A 16,351-nucleotide genomic window follows, 5' to 3' on the forward strand; every position below is an offset into this window, starting at 1 on the left:
TGGGCTGTAACCCCTCACCTTCCCACGCCCTGCGGGCGCGGGTCCCTCCCTCTCCCCATGGGAGAGGGGCAATGAAAAAGGCGCTGGCCGTGACGCCAGCGCCTTTCGCGTTTCGGGGTGTGGGGCGCCCTTAGTCCTTCAGGTGCCGCTCGCGGTTCTCGAACAGCGTCTGGTCGGCGAAGCCGGCGACGTCGGGGCGGCCGCGGCCCAGGACGACCTGCAGGTAGCAGTCCTCGTCGGTCTCGTTGACATAGCCGTGGATGACGCCGGCCGGGCAGGAGATGCACTCCCAAGGGCCCAGCTCCTTGGACACCCGGCGGCCGTCCTCGTCGTCGATGAACACCACGCAGCGGCCCTTGAGGATGAAGAACACCTCCTCGACTTCGTGGGTGTGGGGGGCGTTGCCCTGGCCGGGCGGGACCAGCATGATCGACAGGGTGAAGTTCTCGGCCGGGATGACGCCCGCCGCGTCGTGCTTGCCCGAGGCGCCGGCCCCGATGAAGCGGTGCTGGGCGCGGCGGTAGCCGTCGATATTGGCGTCGGAGAAGGCGTCCCAGTCGGGCACGCGGGTCTCAAACTTGGCGATGTACGTCTCGGCGATCTCCTCGAGCGAGGCGTTCTCGAGATGGGCGGGGCGCTGGTGACGAGCGGCCATGGCGTTGAGTTCCCTTGTCTTGATCAGAGGACCGCGTCGGCGACCTTGACGGCGTCGATCATGCAGGCGCGGCGGATGAAGGCGTCGTGCAGGTCCGGCGTGACGCCGGCCGTGCGGATGGCGTCCAGATTGGCGGCGCGGACGGTCGGATCCGTCTCGCCCAGGGTCTTCTTGTTCTGGATGCTCTGGGCCTGGACGAAGTCGGTCTGGGCCTTGCGACGCTGGCGAGTGTAGCGGTCCAGCAGCGGCTGCGCCTCGGCCCCTTCGAGAAGGATCTGGGCCAGCTTCTCGGTCAGGTTCACCGCGTCGTGGATGCCGCCGTTCATGCCCATGCCGCCGACCGGATTGTTGACGTGGGCGGCGTCGCCGGCCAGCAGCACCCGGCCCTTGTTGAAGCTGGAGGCCACGCGCTGGTGGACGCGATAGGTCGCCGCCGTGGCGATCTCGTAGCGGCCGGGCTTGGGGCAGAACTTCTGCAGGCGGGCCTCGATGAAGTCCGGATCCAGCAGCTCTTCCTCGGTCTGTTCGGGCAGGGTGGGGCCCACGGCGCGCCACTGGCCGTCGCCTCCAGGACCGCGGGCCTTGAACAGGTTCAGCCACTCGTCGGGATCGGCGAAATAGTTGCGATTGTCGATCTCGGGCCGCAGCGTGGTGAAGTCGAAATAGGTGTCGATCTTCAGGAAGCGCTCGGGCCAGGTGAAGCCTTCGAATTCGAAGCCGGTCAGCTTGCGCACCGTGCTGCGGGCGCCGTCGCAGCCGACGATATAGGCGCCCTCGATGATCTCTTCAGGCTGGCCGTCGGTCTGGACGCGGGCCTTCACGCCGTCGGCGGTCTGCTCGATGTCGATCAGGCGGGTGGCGAGGCGGATCTCGGCGCCGTCGTCGGCCTGCAGGCGCGGCACGATCGTCTTGACGATCTTGTACTGCTCCCACTGCAAAACGTAGGGGTGGCTGGGGACGTCCTGCATCTGCCGGATGTCGAAGCGGGCGATCAGCGAGGCCGTCGGCCGGTCCAGATAGTGGAAGACCGGCGAGACCAGGCCCTGTTCCAGCCCGTCCTGCAGCAGGCCCAGGTCGTCCAGCATCGCCACGGTGGGCGGATGGCACGAGGCGGCGCGGCAGTCGATCTCGGGCTCGGCCAGGGCCTCGACCAGAACGACCGGCAGGCCCTTGCGGCGCAGCGCCCAGGCGAGAACCGCGCCGACCGGACCAGCGCCGACAATGATGACCTTACGCGAGGAAGCCATAGCGAACTCCGTTGAACGGAGACACGCTAGGGCTCGAATCTTTGTATGACAATCATATAAGTTGGCGCTGTCGGGGCGCTGCCCCGGGCTGCTTAAGAAGCGACCTTTTCCGCTTGGTTTTCGTCCGCTTCCAGGCGGGCGACGATGGCGGCGCGGGCGTTGCGCAGGTGCTGGGCCATGGCCTCGGCGGCCTTGTCGGCGTCACGCGCGACCACGGCGTCGACCATGGCCTCCCACTCGACCAGGCCGCCTTCCATGCGCCCGGGCTCGGACATCGAGACGGCGCGCAGATAGTTGACGCGGGCCAGCAGCGGGCGGGCGACTTCCGAGATCACCCGGCTGCGGGCGCCTTCGAGGATGGTGTTGTAGAGCTCGCCGGCCAGGGCGGCCAACTGGCGCGGGGCGCTCTTGCTGGCGGTCTTGCCGAAACTCTTCTGGATCTTGACCAGCTGCTTGACCTCGGCGTCGTCGGCCAGGGCGACGAACCGGCGGATCGCCATGGTTTCGAGCATTTCGCGGATCAGATAGATGTCTTCGGCGTCCTTGGAGGTGATCACCGCCACGCTGATGTTGCGGCGCTTGCTGACCTCGACCAGATTTTCCGACTGCAGCTGGCGCAGGGCTTCGCGCACCGAGGTGCGGGAAACGCCCAGGGCTTCGCACAGTTCGCGCTCCACCAGGCGCGCGCCAGGCGGATAGAGACCGGTGCTGATCGCGTTACGCAGCTTTTCCAGCGTATAATCGCGGACCAGGGACGGGGTCTCGACGATGCGAAGGTCTTCGTATTCCAAGGCGTCCTCAGCTTTCCATGCGCGGCTTCGGCCAAGCCTGATTGTCTGCTTATCCTACAAAGACTCTCAAAGCCGCGCATAGCGCAAAGATCAAGTCCTGCGAGCGTTCTCCTTGATCAACCGCAAGGCGGGTAGCGCGATTCCCAGGCGGGCGGTCTGCAGCAGGCTGTAGGCGGTCAGGGCCGAGGTCTTGGGATTGGTCGCCGAGGCCTTGCCGAAAATCTCGAACAGGAAGCGGCCGAACGCGCCTTCGGCCTCGATCACGCCCAGCGGATCGGTGACCTTGCGCGACGAAACCAGGCGCACCCGGGTGTCGTCCAGACCGATTCCGGCCAGGGATACGGCGATCGAGACATTGGCGTTCTTGGGATAGCCGAGGGCCGCTTCGCGGGCGGTGCCTTCGAAGAACACCACCTCGTCCTCGGTGTGGTCCAGGTCGATCAACTGCTCGGCCTGCGTGCCACGCCAGGCTTCCGGTGGCTTGTGCGAGGTGTAGGTCACCGACGACAGGCCCGCCAGGCGCGCGGCCGACAGGCCGTCGAGTCCCGCGATCGCCCCGGCCGGCAGCAGCACGCGGCCGCCGCCGCTCGCCTCGGCCGCCGACAGAGTCTCGACCATCGCCGCATCGGCCAGCACGCCCACCGACGAGACCAGGAGATCGACGCCTGCCGCCAGCACGCCGGCGCCGTAGTCGCGCACCGACTGGTGGCCGGCGCATTCCAGGACGATGTCGGGCTTGGCGGCCAGCAGGCCTTCCAGGTCGTTGACCACCGGCGCGCCGTCGGCGTCGCGGCCCGGGCGGACCAGGATGGCGACCAGTTGGGCGGCCTCGCCCAGACGCGTCATTTCCTGGGCGATTTCCCGCCCGATGGCCCCGTAACCGATCAGGGCCAAACGTCCGCCAACCGCCATCATGCCTCTCCGACTTGCGCGCTTAAGATAATATCGTATGACAAAGATCCGCCTTCAGGGCGACAGGTTTCGGCTCGCGGATCGGAAAGTGATGAACAGTCAGGCGCCCCATGGCCACAGGACGAAAGTGGCCATCATCGGATCGGGCAATATCGGCACCGACCTGATGATCAAGGTCATGCGATTGTCCAAGTCGCTGGAGATGGGAGCGTTCGTCGGCATCGATCCCGAGTCGGACGGCCTCAAGCGCGCCGAGCGCCTGGGCGTGCCGATCACCGCTGGCGGCATCGACGGCCTGGTCGCCCTGCCGAACTTCGCCGACATCGCCATCGTCTTCGACGCCACCAGCGCCGGCGCTCACAAGCATCACGACGCGGTGCTGCGCGCCCATGGCAAACAGGTGATCGACCTGACCCCGGCCGCGATCGGTCCGTACACGGTGCCGCCGATCAACGGCGCGGCGCATCTGGATGCGCCTAACGTCAACATGGTCACCTGCGGCGGCCAGGCGACGATCCCAATGGTCGCCGCCGTCGGTCGCGTGGCCAAGGTCCACTATGGCGAGATCGTCGCCTCGATCGCCAGCAAGTCGGCCGGCCCCGGCACCCGCGCCAATATCGACGAGTTCACCGAGACCACCTCGCGCGCCATCGAAACGGTCGGCGGCGCCACGCGCGGCAAGGCGATCATCGTGCTCAATCCGGCCGAGCCGCCGCTGATCATGCGCGACACGGTCTACTGCCTCTGCGACGACGCCGACACCGCCGCCATCGAGGCCTCGGTCGAGGCGATGGTGCGCGAGGTGCAAGCCTATGTTCCCGGCTATCGCCTGAAGCAGAAGGTGCAGTTCGAGCGCCTGGGCGACAACGCCCCGCTGTTCATCCCCGAGATGGACCAGGCCTTCACCGGCCTGAAGGTCACGATCTTCCTCGAGGTCGAGGGCGCGGCCCACTACCTGCCGGCCTATGCCGGCAATCTGGACATCATGACCTCCGCGGCGCTGAAGACCGCCGAGGCCATCGTCGCCCACCGCGCTGAGAAGGCGGCCTGAAGATGACCGACAAGAAGCTGTACATCCAGGACGTCACCCTGCGCGACGGCATGCACGCCATCCGTCACCGCTACACGGTCGACCACGTCCGCACGATCGCCAAGGCCCTGGACGAGGCCAAGGTCGACGCCATCGAGATCGCTCACGGCGACGGCCTGTCGGGCTCGTCGTTCAACTATGGCTTCGGCGCCTGCACCGACTGGGCCTGGATCGAGGCGGTCGGCGAGGTCCTGACCCACGCCAAGCTGACGACCCTGCTGCTGCCGGGTATCGGCACCGTGCATGACCTCAAGCGCGCCTACGAGCTGGGCGTGCGCTCGGTGCGGGTGGCCACCCACTGCACCGAGGCCGACGTCTCGCGCCAGCACATCGAATACGCCCGCGGCCTGGGCATGGACGTCGCCGGCTTCCTGATGATGAGCCACATGAGCCCGCCCGAGGCCCTGGCCCAGCAGGCCCTGCTGATGGAGACCTACGGCGCCCATTGCGTCTACGTCACAGACAGCGGCGGGGCCATGACCATGGACGCCGTCGCCGCGCGCCTGCAGGCCTATGACAAGGTGCTGAAACCCGAGACCGAGCGCGGCATCCACGCCCACCACAACCTGTCCCTGGGCGTCGCCAACTCGATCGCCGCCGTCCAGAACGGCGCCATCCGGGTCGACGCCTCGCTGGCGGGCATGGGGGCCGGAGCCGGCAACGCGCCATTGGAAGTCTTCATCGCCGCCGCCGATGTCTATGGCTGGAACCACGGCTGCGACCTCTTCAAGCTGATGGACGCCGCCGAGGACCTGGTCCGCCCGCTGCAGGACCGCCCGGTCCGCGTCGACCGCGAGACCCTCAGCCTGGGCTATGCGGGGGTCTATTCGTCGTTCCTGCGCCACGCCGAAAAGGCGGCCGAGGACCACGGCCTGGACGTGCGCACGATCCTCTTGGAACTGGGCAAGCGCCGCATGGTCGGCGGCCAGGAAGACATGATCACCGATGTGGCGCTGGATCTGGCGAAGGCGGGGTAAGCTCAGCACAGGCCCCCACCTGACCGCTGCGCGGTCTGTCCGCCCCCAAGCGGGGCGGATAAATCTCTCCTCCCCCTTTGGGGGAGGGGTTTATATACCTGAGTGACCCAAAATGGAAAGGCACCGTACGATAAAGACAGTGCCCTACCTCCTAGCTGATGCCTTGCAGTAGATTCCTGCGAGGCGCTTGAGGCGTGCCTACTGAGGCCTCCGCAATGTCGTTGAGCTTGTGATTGCTGCGCTCGACGTTAACGGCCATCTCGCGAGTTAGGTCGCGCGTTTCTTCGGCTGCATCAGCAACTCGTCCAACACGATCGACGATCATGGCCAGCATATAGAGGCCAGCAACGACAGAGGCTCCGGTCCAGAACTTGGCGTCGGTGCCGAGAACGAGGAAAGCGGTGATACCGATAAGGGCGCCTATAGCGGCCACCAGTGCAATCTTGTCCTTCATGGTCAGCACACCAACTGCTTAGGCACGCGAGACTCTTCGACGACCCATCCGGTTCCACGCTTGGCCGCGATCAGGGTTGTCAGGCATCCCTCGGAGTGGACCATTCCTGGCGTTGTCATCGTGCTTACGGTGGTCGTGGCGCCTACCGTCGTTGCCGTGGCCGTTCCGTACTGTGGAAGAGTTGCTGTTCCGCCTCCGACCCGGAATTGAAAAGCTCTACGGCCATCGGGAAGATCGAACTCGTTCACCGGCCGACCGTGACGCATGTAGGCCTCTTCAATCGGAAGCCCGACAGATTGCTTCATGGTTGTTGAGACACAGCCACCCAGAGCAACGACGGCGATGGCCGCTGCTAGAACCTTGCGCATGTAAATCCCCGCGTTGCCCGGCCTGGAGCCGGGACGGTTGATCACGCGCACGCAAGGAGACGCGCCTCCCGTATTCCCTACGAGAGGTGTTTTATTTGGGGAGCCGCCCGACAAAGGGGGTCCCTTGCGTCTCAGCGCTGATGCGCGCCGCCGTCGCTGATCAAGGCTTGGGCGGTGAGTCCACTTTGCCACGCGGTAGGGTCGAAAGCGAGACCGGCAGAGCGAGACTGTAAATTGACTCTCTGATGTGGGCGTCAGAGCTTAGGTCCCGATGATATCGGCCGGCAAAATCAGTGAAGTCGAGTACGGAAACTGGCTGACGCCAAGCCAGGCGCTTGACCTTATCGGCCCAACCGTCCCGACGACGGTAAAGCAGGATGACATTGCTAGCCGCTTAGAGGACGGACTAATCAGGGCTGCCGCTGAGACATTGGTGGTTGGCGGCACTGCCCATCAGTTTGTGGTTCTGGCTAGAACCATATGGGACGATTGGTCTACCGGAACAGACTTTCAGTTCTGGATCTTAGGCACTTTCAGGGGTTTCACCTCAGGGCAGCGGGGAGTCTCCTTCAATGCATATGGCGTGCGGTTTGAGCCTGTTGGGGTTGAGAGGATGGCTCCGACTTCGCGCATAGAGACCCAACTATCGCAAAGCGTGGCCTCTCTTGATCCACCAAAAAGCGATCCCAAAAGCTTGCGAAAGCCAAAGGTCGGGTTGAGCGAGCTGAGGTCGTGGGCTGAAGCTTTCGGAGGGGCAAACCCAGGTGCTCCGTTCCGCACATTTCTGAATTCTGCGCGAAGTGCTTTCCCCAATTCTGCGGTTTCGGAACAGCGCGTTAAAGACGAGATATCCAAGCTTGGAATGACAAAAAGTCGAGGAAATCCATCAATTAGGCGAAAATAGCGCAGAATTGGTTTTGCAGATTTAACTTAGCGTTTGGCGCCGATTTTTCGGACCTTCAACCTTCAGCCATGAACTGGAGGGAAGCCGATGTGATGTCCATGAAACGAAGAAAGCCGCTCCTGGCCCGGAGCGGCTTTCAGAAGTCTCAATCCCCCACCAAGAAGGAAAAAGGCTATGCGTAAGCATACCACCGTCCGCGCTCATTGGCGCATACAAAATGGACGCCCTACGAGGGTCCGCGTTTACCACCGGCCTTCGCCTTACCAGAGGCGATAACACCAGGGTCCCCAGGTTTCGGCCTGGGGGCTTTTGTCTTTTGCCCTGGCGGTGGAGCAACCTCTTCCGGCTTCGTCTGTATGAAGCGCGCCAAGGCCTCTCCAAATCCCATGTCTAGGAAAAGCGGCGGTTCCGTCTTCGGGCTGGTCATGCGGTGAGCGCCTTATAGGTGAGGCGGCATTCGATCTTGCCGAGGAGGTCGGCGAAGCGTTGGCCCTTGGCTTCGCTACGACGGTTGTAGCGATAGGCCATCTCACCGACGTAGCGGTCCAGATGCTTCGGAGAGACCCAGTGATGAACGCCGATGATCTGGCGCTTCAGTTGCGACCAAACGCCTTCAATCGAGTTGGTGTGGAAGTCGCCCTTGCGGTACTGGCCAGCGCTGTGACGGACAATGCCGTGATTGAAGGTTCGGCCTAGCAGGCGATAACCAGCGTGCTCGTCGGTTGAAACCGAGTAGGCATCAGCCGAGACGTGCTGGTGAACGAATCCGTCGAGCGTCGCCGTGTTGGTGGAAGTGACGACGCGAGCGACCACATCACCATTACGGCTTACGGCGCCCACAACGGCGGTCTTACCGGCCGTGCCATTGACGCGCTTTCGGAGGCGCTTGGGCTTGTTAGCCTCCTTGCCACCCACATAGGTCTCATCAACCTCAACGTCGCCGCTTAGGGGCGCGTTGAAGCTGTCCGTGCGCGCAGCATGGCGCAGGCGATGAAGGACGAACCAGGCCGACTTCTGAGTGATCCCCAGATCCGTCGCCAGCGTCGTCGAGGCGATGCCCTTCGGATGGTTCGTGATCATCCAGATAGCCGCATACCAAGTGCGTAGCGGAAGCTTCGTGTCCTGAAAGATCGTCCCGACCTTGATGGAGAAGCGCTTGCGGCACGAGTAGCACTTGTGGGTGTTCGTGCCGCTCAACGTTCCAATCTTGGCCTCGTCGGCATTGCCACACAGAGGGCAGAACTTTCCGTTAGCCCAGCGCGTCGCGGTCAGGTGATCAATGGCCGATTGTTCGGTCGGAAAGGCCCGGAAAAGCTGGATCAGGTTGTCGAATTTCTGGATCACGGCGGCTGCTCCCGACTGTGATCTGACTATCCCTCACCTCTCATTTTGGGTCAAGCACGTATATAAATCCCTTTGGGGGAGGGGGACCGGCGAACGCCGGTGGAGGGGCCGGCACGGGCGTTCCGCGTGTTCTATCCACGGCATTCGCGGTTCCAGACCAAACGAAATCAATCGCTTGTCGATTTCTCGCGCCATTCCATCATCCGCGCTCAGCCCTGCCCCATACTCATCTGGTCCCCGTCGCAAGGGGAGGGCGCTTGGATCCGGCCCAAAGCGGCGACGGGGATAGGTTGAGCGGGGCCGCTGATGGCTCCCGGACGGTTTGGTCAGGTCGTGCGGCTTACTCTTTAGGGGCGCGTACGGGTGACGGGACCGTTCGGGATCAAGCCTTCAGCGGAGCGACAGGGCGGTGACCGTTAAAGCCGCCTATCGTGGAGCGTCGGGGTCGAGACGGATGTAGCCGATCGACTTGCTCTGCGCCCGTCCGGGGGTTCTTGGAGTCCCGGGCCGACAAGGCCCACGCCCTCCGCCCTCACGGACAAGAACAACCTGGCGGAGCGGGCTCGCGAGCCGAAACACAAACAAACCTTACGGTCTCCGGGTTCGCCCGGCCGCTCCGTCGCCTCTCCATCCAACTTCAGCGAGGAATCGCGTGAAGCGGCGCCGTCTTGCGCCTATTCGCCCGCCGCGCGCGCCTCGTAGTAGGCCAGCAGCCGATCGACGAAGCCGGTCACCGCCGCCTCGGCGGCGTCGGGGTCGCGGTCCTGCAGGGCCTTCAGGATCTGGGCGTCGCAAGCCAGGGTCAGGTCACGGTTTTCGGGGGTCTCATGGATACGGCCGCGCATCGTCTGGAAGACATCGTCGACCATGCCGGCGCAGCGACGCAGCAGAGCGTTGCGGCACATTTCGCGCAGCAGGGTTCGGAACTCGGCGTTGGCGTCGATGAAGGCCTTGGCCTTGCCGGCTGCGTGGGCCTTTTCCTGGCGTTCGTGCGCCTTGGCCAGGGCGCGGATCTCGTCGGACGTCGCCTCCTGGGCGGCGTGGCGGACCAGGCGCGCATCGAGCAGGCGGCGCATTTCCAGGCGGTCCAGGATGTCCTTCTGGGTGTCGATCGGAACGAGGAAGCCGCGCTCCTGCTGGGTCAGCACGCCTTCGCGCGACAGCTGCAGCAGCACCTCGCGGATGGGGGTGCGGGAGACGCCATAGGTCTCGGCCAGCTGGGTCTCGACCAGGCGGCGGCCAGGCTCCAGGGCGCCCGACTGCAGCTCCTCGCGCATGCGGCGATAGACCTGGTCGCGCAGGCGCTCTCCCGGTGCGATGTCGCCCGTCTTCCTGACCATCCCCGTCTCCGTCGAAATCCCCTGGCTGGCTTAGGGGAGGGGCGGCGCCGACGCAATCGGCATGCTGTATGCAATGGCGGCGTTAGGCGTCGATTTTCTGCATACTGTATACAAAGAAATTGAGATCGTGCGGCCGATCTGCTTTGTATGACAAAGCCGGCCGGCGAGGCCGGCGACAATGTTTTTCAAGGGGGAGGACGACCCGCAGAAGTCGGGCGTCCACGGACCGGAGTTTCCTTCATGGCCTACAAGACCATCACCGCGTCGAAACTGACGCCGACCCTGGGCGCCGAAATCAGCGGCATCGACCTGTCGCAGCCGATCTCGGCCGACCAGCTGGCCGACCTGAACCAGGCGATCGCCGACCATCAGGTGATCTTCTTCCGCGACCAGACGCTGGACCCGGCTTCGCTGAAGCGCGTGGGCCAGTATTTCGGCGAGCTGCAGGCCCACGCCCTGAAGGGCCTGCCGGACCATCCCGAGGTGCGTAAGCTGCACGCCGACGAGACGTCCAAGCACGTCGCCGGCGAGGAATGGCACACCGACATGTCGTGCCTGGCGGTGCCGCCGATGGGCAGCATCCTCTACATGCACACCCTGCCGACCCTGGGCGGCGACACGATCTTCGCCAGCATGTACGCGGCCTATGACGCGCTGTCGCCGGGCATGAAGACCTATCTGGAAACCCTGACGGCGACCCACGACGGCGCTCTGGCCTTCGGTCGCTTCGATCCCGAGGGCAAGTTCCCCAAGGCGGTCCACCCGGTGATCCGCACCCATCCGGTGACCGGCAAGAAGGTGCTGTTCGTCAACCGCGGTTTCACCAGCCACATCAACGGCGTCAGCCGCGAGGAGAGCAACGCCCTCCTGCAATACCTCTATAACCACGCCGAAAACGCCTACTGGCAGGTCCGCTTCCGCTGGACACCGCATGCGGTGGCCTTCTGGGACAACCGCTGCACCCAGCATCTGGCGGTGTGGGACTACTTCCCGCAGCTGCGCTCGGGCTTCCGGGTGCAGGTCGAGGGTAACCCCGCCGACTACTAGGGTCCCACGCCTCAGCAAAAAGGGCCGCGCCTCGAAGGAGGCGCGGCCCTTTCTCTTTGAACGGAGCATCCCGGTCAGGTGACCGAGATCGCCGCCCCCCGCTTGCGCTCGCCATAGGGCCGCAGGACCAGCATCAGCAGGGCCGCGACGATGCAGACCGGCGCGCCGATCGCCAGCATCACCTGGTACGAGCCGGTGGCGTCATAGACCCCGCCGAAGGCGACGGGGCCCAGGCCCATGGCCACCATCACCGCCGAGAACAGCACCCCGAAGATCCGGGCGAAGGCCTTCAGCCCGAAATAGCGGCTGGTCAGATAGGCCAGCATGTCGACCTCGGCCCCCAGGCTTCCGCCCAGCAGCAGGGCCGGGACGATCAGCGCCCAGGTCGGCAGCGGCACGGCCAGCAGGGCCATGCCCAGCGCCGACAGGCCAAAGAAGATCACCGCGATCTTTCGGGCGTCGAAGCGGTCGATCAGGAAGCCGATCAGCACCCGCCCGCCGAAGGTGGCGAAGCCGAACAGCGAGGCCATGCTGGCGGCGGCTTCGGCCGTCAGGCCTCGGTCGGTCAGCAGCGGGACCATGTGCGGGATCAGGCCGTACAGCACGAAGGCCAGGCCCACGAAGATCGAGGCCAGCACCCAGAAGTCGCGCTTGGCCATGGCGGCCTTCAGCGTGTCGCCCTGGCTCTCGGCCGGATTGGCTTCGGCGGTGTCTGAATCAGAGTCGATGCTGGGTTCGCCCTGCGCCTTTTCCTTCAGCAGGAACAGCACCATCGGCAGGGTGACGCACAGCATGATCAGCGCCAGGGCGACATAGCAGCCCTTCCAGCCGAACTGGTGGATCGCCGCCTGGCCGACCAGGGGGACGTAGGCGAAGCCCAGGCCCGTGCCGCTGCCGGCGATGCCGATAGCCAGGCCCCGGGAACGGTCGAACCACGAGGCCAGGATGCGCATATAGGGCACGCTGTTGGCCCCGGCGGCCAGGGTGCCCATCAGCACGTAGGCGGCCATGAACTGCCAGACCTTGGTCACGACCAGCGGAATGGCCAGCAGGCACAGGCCCAGGGCGATGACCGACGGGATCAGGACGCGTCGCGCCCCGAACTTGTCGACCAGGCCGCCGACCAACGGCAGGGACAGGGCCGTGCACAGCATCATCAGCGACGCCGCGCCGCTGACTTCGCTGCGGCTCCAGCCGAACTGCTCCTGGAAGGCGTTGATGACCAGGCCCAGCGAGGCCAGGCCAAAGGCGGCGGGGCCGGTCGAAATGCCGAACAGGCAGATGCCGATGATCAGCCAGCCCTTGGCGCCGATCGGCTTGCGGACGGCGGCGGGAGCTTCGAGCGCGTCGGCGGTCATGGATTGACGAGCTCCACGAACACCGGGGCGCCGTCGGCGCGATAGACCTTGCCGCCCTTCATCACGAACTTGACGCGTTCCAGCTCGGTGATGTCGGCCAGCGGATCGCCGGCCACGGCGACGATGTCGGCATATCGGCCTGGAGCGACCGCGCCGATGTCCTGCGAGCCGATCAGGTCGGCGCCGGCGGCGGTGGCGGCGGTGATCACCTCGGCCGGGCTCATGCCGGCCTGGACCATCAGCGCGGCCTCCTTGACGTTCTCGCCCTGGCCCGTGTCGCTGCCGAAGGCGATCTTGACCCCGGCGGCGTGGGCGTTGGTCAGCTTGGTCAGGCTGGGGCCCATGGCCAGAACCTTGGCCACGGTCGAGGGATTGAGCGCCTCGGGCCGGGTCTTGGCGGTCTCGTACAGGCGCTGGGTCGTCAGCAGGGTGGGGATGAAATAGGTCCCCTTGGCCTTCATCAGCTTCCAGGACTCGGCGTCGGCATAGGTGCCGTGCTCGATCGAGTCGACGCCCAGGCGGACGGCGACGTCGATGGCGCCCTTGCCGTGGCCGTGGGCGGCGATCTTCATGCCCAGGGCGTGGGCGGCCTCGACGGCGGCCTTGATCTCGGCCTCGCTCATCAGCTGGGCCTTGGGATCGTCGCCCTGGCTGACCACGCCGCCGCTCGGCATGATCTTGATCTGGTCGGCGCCCAGCTTGTGCTCGGTGCGGGCCAGCTTGGTCACGGCGTCGGGACCATCCGCCAGCCCCGCGCCCCAGTCGCGGCGCGAGACGTCCTCGGCATAGCCGTGGCTCCAGTCGTTATGGCCGCCCGTCGGGCCGATGGCCTCGCCGGCCACCCACATGCGAGGTCCGGCGACCGAGCCCTGGTTGATGGCCTTCTTCATGGCGATATCGACGCCTGACAGCCCGCCCAGGTCGCGCACCGTCGTGACGCCCGACTGCAGGATCTTGCCGACATTGACCGTCGAGGCCAGGGCCGCGTCCAGCGCCGAATTGGTCACCGCCTTGGCGATGCCATTGCCGGTGCGGCTCAGCGAGGTGACATGGGTGTGCGAGTCGATCAGGCCCGGCAGCACCGTGGCCTTGGACAGATCGATGACCTTGGCCCCGGCCGGCGTGACGAAGCCCGCCTCGACGCCGGTGATGCGGTCCTTGGCGATCAGGATCGAGACCTGCTCGCGTGGCTTGGTGGTCAGGCCGTCGATCAGCCGGCCGGCGTGGATCACCGTGTCCTGCGCCTGGGCCGTGCTGGCCAGCGCGGACGCGGCCAGCAGCACGGAGAGAGCCGGCCTGCGCCGCCCTCGTCGAGTATCATGGGTAATCAAGGAAATCGGCCTTTCCAAGACGGGTCCCACCCCTGTCGCATACGGTATGCAATCGAAGCCGGGGTTGGACGGCAAAGCGGCGCCGCGAAGCCGATGGCTGCGCGGCGCCTGGAAATTGATCAGGATCAAGCCGCTTGGGCGGTGGTCCGGGCGAAGGCGACGACCTGACGGCCGACCAGCTCCAGCTGCTCGCGGACCTTGGCGTCCTGGCACTGGCCCTCGGCGTCGAACAGCCCGGACGCGCTCTGGACCGAGGCGCCGCAGGGCGTGGGCCAGCCGCGCATGGCGTGGACGATGGCCCGCAGGCCTGCCAGCACGGGCCCGCCGCCTTGCGGGCCATAGGCCGTGGCGATGCAGCCGACCGCGCAGCCGTCGAAATAGACCCGCGCGTCGGCCCGCATCTCCTCCATCAGGTCGATGGCGTTCTTCACAAGGCCCGAGACGCCGCCGTGATAGGCGGGACTGGCGATCACGAAGCCGTCGGCGGCGCGGCAGGCGGCGATGAACGCCGCCTCGGCCGGGGTGCGCGCGGCGGCGGGATCATAGTGCGGCAGGCTGGCCAGGAAGGCGCCGTCGAACAGGCGGACCTCGGCCCCGGCAGCTTGCGCCGCAGCCAGGCTGACCTTCAGCGCCAGTTCGGTGGTCGAGCCGGGACGCGTGGCCCCGCCGATGCCGACGATCAGGGGGCTCATCATTGCTCTCCCGTCTGCGGGGCGGTGGCCTTGGGACCGAAGATCCAGTCGATGCGGTCGTCGGTCAGCTTTTTCGGCGTGGCGGCTTTCCAGCTGGCGGCGGCGTTGACGTCGCCCTTGCCGTCATAGGCGGCGAACTGCGGGTAGGCGAATAGGGGGCGCTGACGCATGACCGCGCCGCTCGCGTCCTTCTGGGTCGCGACCACGCCATTCGGAGCCTCGCCCTTCTCGACCCAGGCCATGACGGCCGGCATGAAGTCGAAGGTGTTGGGCGCATTGCCGCCGCGGCAGTGGAACATGCCCGGCACCATGAACAGGCGGAACCAGTTGCGGGTCTTGTCCAGCCCGCCCTGACGGGTGTGGACCTGGGCGTAATAGTCCAGCGTGTTCAGGGGCGAGACGCCCTGGTCGGCCCAGCCGTGATACAGGATCAGCTTGCCGCCCCGCGCTTCGAAGGCGGTCAGGTCGGGGGCGGTGTCCGGCGCGACCGGGTCATAGCGGGTGAGGGCGTCCTTGATCTTCGGGATGTCGGCGTCGAAGTCGAAATCGCGGTAGGTGAACGACGTCGGCGGATTGGGCGTGAAGTTCAGGAAGCGCTGGGCGCCGTCGGCCAGGGTCAGGCGGTCGTCGCCTTTCCAGGCGCCTTCGCTGCCGAAGGTCTCGCCGCCGGGGAACAGGCGTTCACCCCTGCTGTTGCGCGGGCCGTCATAGACCTTGAGCGCGGCGGCGACCTGGGCCTCGCTGAGGCAGGTCGCGCCCTCGTTGCCGTCCTTGCAGCGCACCGTCTTGACGTCGAACTTGCAGGCGCGCGGATCCATGATGATCCCGTCCTTGACCCCGTCGATCCCGTCGCAGGCGGCGATCACCGCCTGGTGCAGCACCTGCAGGGTGGCGTCGGACATCACCGGCGTGTTGTCGGGCTTGAGCAGATACTTGGCGTCCCAGGTGTTGGCGATCGCGCCCAGGCGGCCGGCAAAGGCGGGGTCACCAGCGATGATGCCGTCGAAGTCGCCCGGATAGTGCTGGGCCTCCATCAGCCCCTCGCGACCGCCCGTCGAGCAGCCGCGGAAATAGGAAAAGGCGGGCTTGGCGCCATAGAACTTCTCGACGATGGCCTTGGACGCGATGGCCGAGACGTGGGTGGCGCGGCGGCCGTAGTCGCGGCGCGCGTCTTCGCTCTCGCCCCACAGCGGGTCGCGCAGGAAGTGGCCGACATGGCCCATGTTGTTGGCGCTGACGGCGAAGTCCTTGGCCAGCACGTCGCCACAGTTCTGGATGTTCACGCCGCCGCAGAAGCCGCCGCAGCCGACCTGGAAGTAGCGGCCGTTCCAGGTCTTGGTCGGCAGACGCAGCTGGAACTGGATCTGCGGCTGCACATAGCCGCTGATGTCGCAATATTCCGGCGTCCCGTTCGCCGCCGCAACCAGCTTGGCGGCCGTGATCGAGGTCGGCGCGCCGTCCAGTCGCGAAAGATCCCAGGCCACGACGCTTTCGCAGACCGCCTTGGCCGTCAGGTTCGCATCCGTCGAAGCCTTGTTACCCTGCGCCGCCGCGTCGGACCCCCACGCTGTCGCCGCATAGCAGGCGACGATCCCGATCCACAGCTGCCGCCAGCGGGGCGCCAATCGCGTCATGTCGAGTAGTCTCCGATTACAAGAACCGAAGTACATTGTATGACAATCACACGATGCTCAATGGCAATGAGATAGGTCCGCTGCGATCGGCCCCGGCGCCTAAAAGCTGGGCTGAAGCTGCCCGCGCCGCCGTCACAAGGAGCCGACTGCGCCTCCGTCCACCGAGACCGGTGCGCGTGACGCTATGGGGCGTGCCCGACAGCCGAG

14 protein-coding genes are annotated in these 16,351 nt (G+C 65.8%); 3 read left to right on the forward strand and 11 right to left on the reverse strand.

Annotation, left to right across the window (positions count from 1 at the left end; translation table 11 throughout):
* Nucleotides 1-130: 130 nt before the first annotated feature.
* The 4 genes from E1H18_RS16680 to E1H18_RS16695 form a co-directional block, all read right to left on the reverse strand.
* On the reverse strand, nt 131-655 hold the full coding sequence (locus E1H18_RS16680; RefSeq protein ID WP_172270506.1) for a cupin domain-containing protein: 525 nt from the start codon (nt 653-655) through the stop codon (nt 131-133).
* Between the two features lie 23 nt (nt 656-678).
* The gene (locus E1H18_RS16685) at nt 679-1,902 is read right to left on the reverse strand and encodes an NAD(P)/FAD-dependent oxidoreductase (protein WP_172270508.1); all 1,224 of its coding nucleotides are present in this window, start codon (nt 1,900-1,902) and stop codon (nt 679-681) included.
* Between the two features lie 92 nt (nt 1,903-1,994).
* Nucleotides 1,995-2,693: a GntR family transcriptional regulator gene (locus E1H18_RS16690; RefSeq protein WP_172270510.1), complete on the reverse strand. Its 699-nt coding sequence runs from the start codon at nt 2,691-2,693 to the stop codon at nt 1,995-1,997.
* A gap of 90 nt (nt 2,694-2,783) precedes the next feature.
* Nucleotides 2,784-3,605, reverse strand: coding sequence for an aspartate dehydrogenase (locus tag E1H18_RS16695; RefSeq protein ID WP_172270512.1), 822 nt, complete (start codon nt 3,603-3,605; stop codon nt 2,784-2,786).
* A gap of 91 nt (nt 3,606-3,696) precedes the next feature.
* Here E1H18_RS16695 and E1H18_RS16700 point away from each other — a divergent pair, with 91 nt between their 5' ends.
* Together E1H18_RS16700 and dmpG are read left to right on the forward strand one after the other, a co-directional pair.
* Nucleotides 3,697-4,656 carry an acetaldehyde dehydrogenase (acetylating) gene (locus E1H18_RS16700; protein WP_172270514.1) on the forward strand — a complete coding sequence of 320 codons (960 nt, stop codon included), beginning with the start codon at nt 3,697-3,699 and terminating at the stop codon, nt 4,654-4,656.
* A 2-nt stretch (nt 4,657-4,658) separates the two neighbouring features.
* On the forward strand, nt 4,659-5,672 hold the full coding sequence (dmpG, locus tag E1H18_RS16705) for a 4-hydroxy-2-oxovalerate aldolase (RefSeq protein ID WP_172270516.1): 1,014 nt from the start codon (nt 4,659-4,661) through the stop codon (nt 5,670-5,672).
* A gap of 151 nt (nt 5,673-5,823) precedes the next feature.
* Here dmpG and E1H18_RS16710 read toward each other — a convergent pair whose 3' ends face one another.
* The 3 genes from E1H18_RS16710 to E1H18_RS16720 all read right to left on the reverse strand — a co-directional run bounded on the left by E1H18_RS16710 (nt 5,824) and on the right by E1H18_RS16720 (nt 10,082).
* Nucleotides 5,824-6,126 carry a hypothetical protein gene (locus tag E1H18_RS16710; protein ID WP_172270518.1) on the reverse strand — a complete coding sequence of 101 codons (303 nt, stop codon included), beginning with the start codon at nt 6,124-6,126 and terminating at the stop codon, nt 5,824-5,826.
* A 1,695-nt stretch (nt 6,127-7,821) separates the two neighbouring features.
* Complete coding sequence (locus E1H18_RS16715; protein ID WP_172270520.1) at nt 7,822-8,742, reverse strand: IS1595 family transposase; 921 nt, start codon at nt 8,740-8,742, stop codon at nt 7,822-7,824.
* Between the two features lie 674 nt (nt 8,743-9,416).
* Entirely contained in the window at nt 9,417-10,082 is a 666-nt protein-coding gene (locus E1H18_RS16720; RefSeq protein WP_172270522.1) for a GntR family transcriptional regulator, read from the reverse strand.
* Between the two features lie 240 nt (nt 10,083-10,322).
* Here E1H18_RS16720 and E1H18_RS16725 point away from each other — a divergent pair, with 240 nt between their 5' ends.
* The gene (locus tag E1H18_RS16725) at nt 10,323-11,129 is read left to right on the forward strand and encodes a TauD/TfdA family dioxygenase (protein WP_172270524.1); all 807 of its coding nucleotides are present in this window, start codon (nt 10,323-10,325) and stop codon (nt 11,127-11,129) included.
* 74 nt (nt 11,130-11,203) lie between these two features.
* Here the strand turns inward: E1H18_RS16725 and E1H18_RS16730 are convergent, their stop codons facing one another.
* From E1H18_RS16730 to E1H18_RS16745, 4 genes are all read right to left on the reverse strand, one after another.
* The gene (locus tag E1H18_RS16730; RefSeq protein ID WP_172270526.1) at nt 11,204-12,487 is read right to left on the reverse strand and encodes an MFS transporter; all 1,284 of its coding nucleotides are present in this window, start codon (nt 12,485-12,487) and stop codon (nt 11,204-11,206) included.
* The gene (locus E1H18_RS16735; RefSeq protein WP_206679083.1) at nt 12,484-13,770 is read right to left on the reverse strand and encodes an amidohydrolase family protein; all 1,287 of its coding nucleotides are present in this window, start codon (nt 13,768-13,770) and stop codon (nt 12,484-12,486) included. Before E1H18_RS16735 ends, E1H18_RS16730 begins: the two co-directional genes overlap by 4 nt.
* A gap of 173 nt (nt 13,771-13,943) precedes the next feature.
* Nucleotides 13,944-14,510, reverse strand: coding sequence for an NADPH-dependent FMN reductase (locus E1H18_RS16740; RefSeq protein WP_206679084.1), 567 nt, complete (start codon nt 14,508-14,510; stop codon nt 13,944-13,946).
* On the reverse strand, nt 14,510-16,144 hold the full coding sequence (locus tag E1H18_RS16745; protein WP_172270530.1) for a tannase/feruloyl esterase family alpha/beta hydrolase: 1,635 nt from the start codon (nt 16,142-16,144) through the stop codon (nt 14,510-14,512). The genes E1H18_RS16740 and E1H18_RS16745 overlap by 1 nt, the downstream gene beginning before the upstream one ends.
* Nucleotides 16,145-16,351: the final 207 nt, after the last annotated feature.

It is taken from the genome of Caulobacter sp. RHG1, from assembly GCF_013181195.1.
Lineage (GTDB): Bacteria > Pseudomonadota > Alphaproteobacteria > Caulobacterales > Caulobacteraceae > Caulobacter.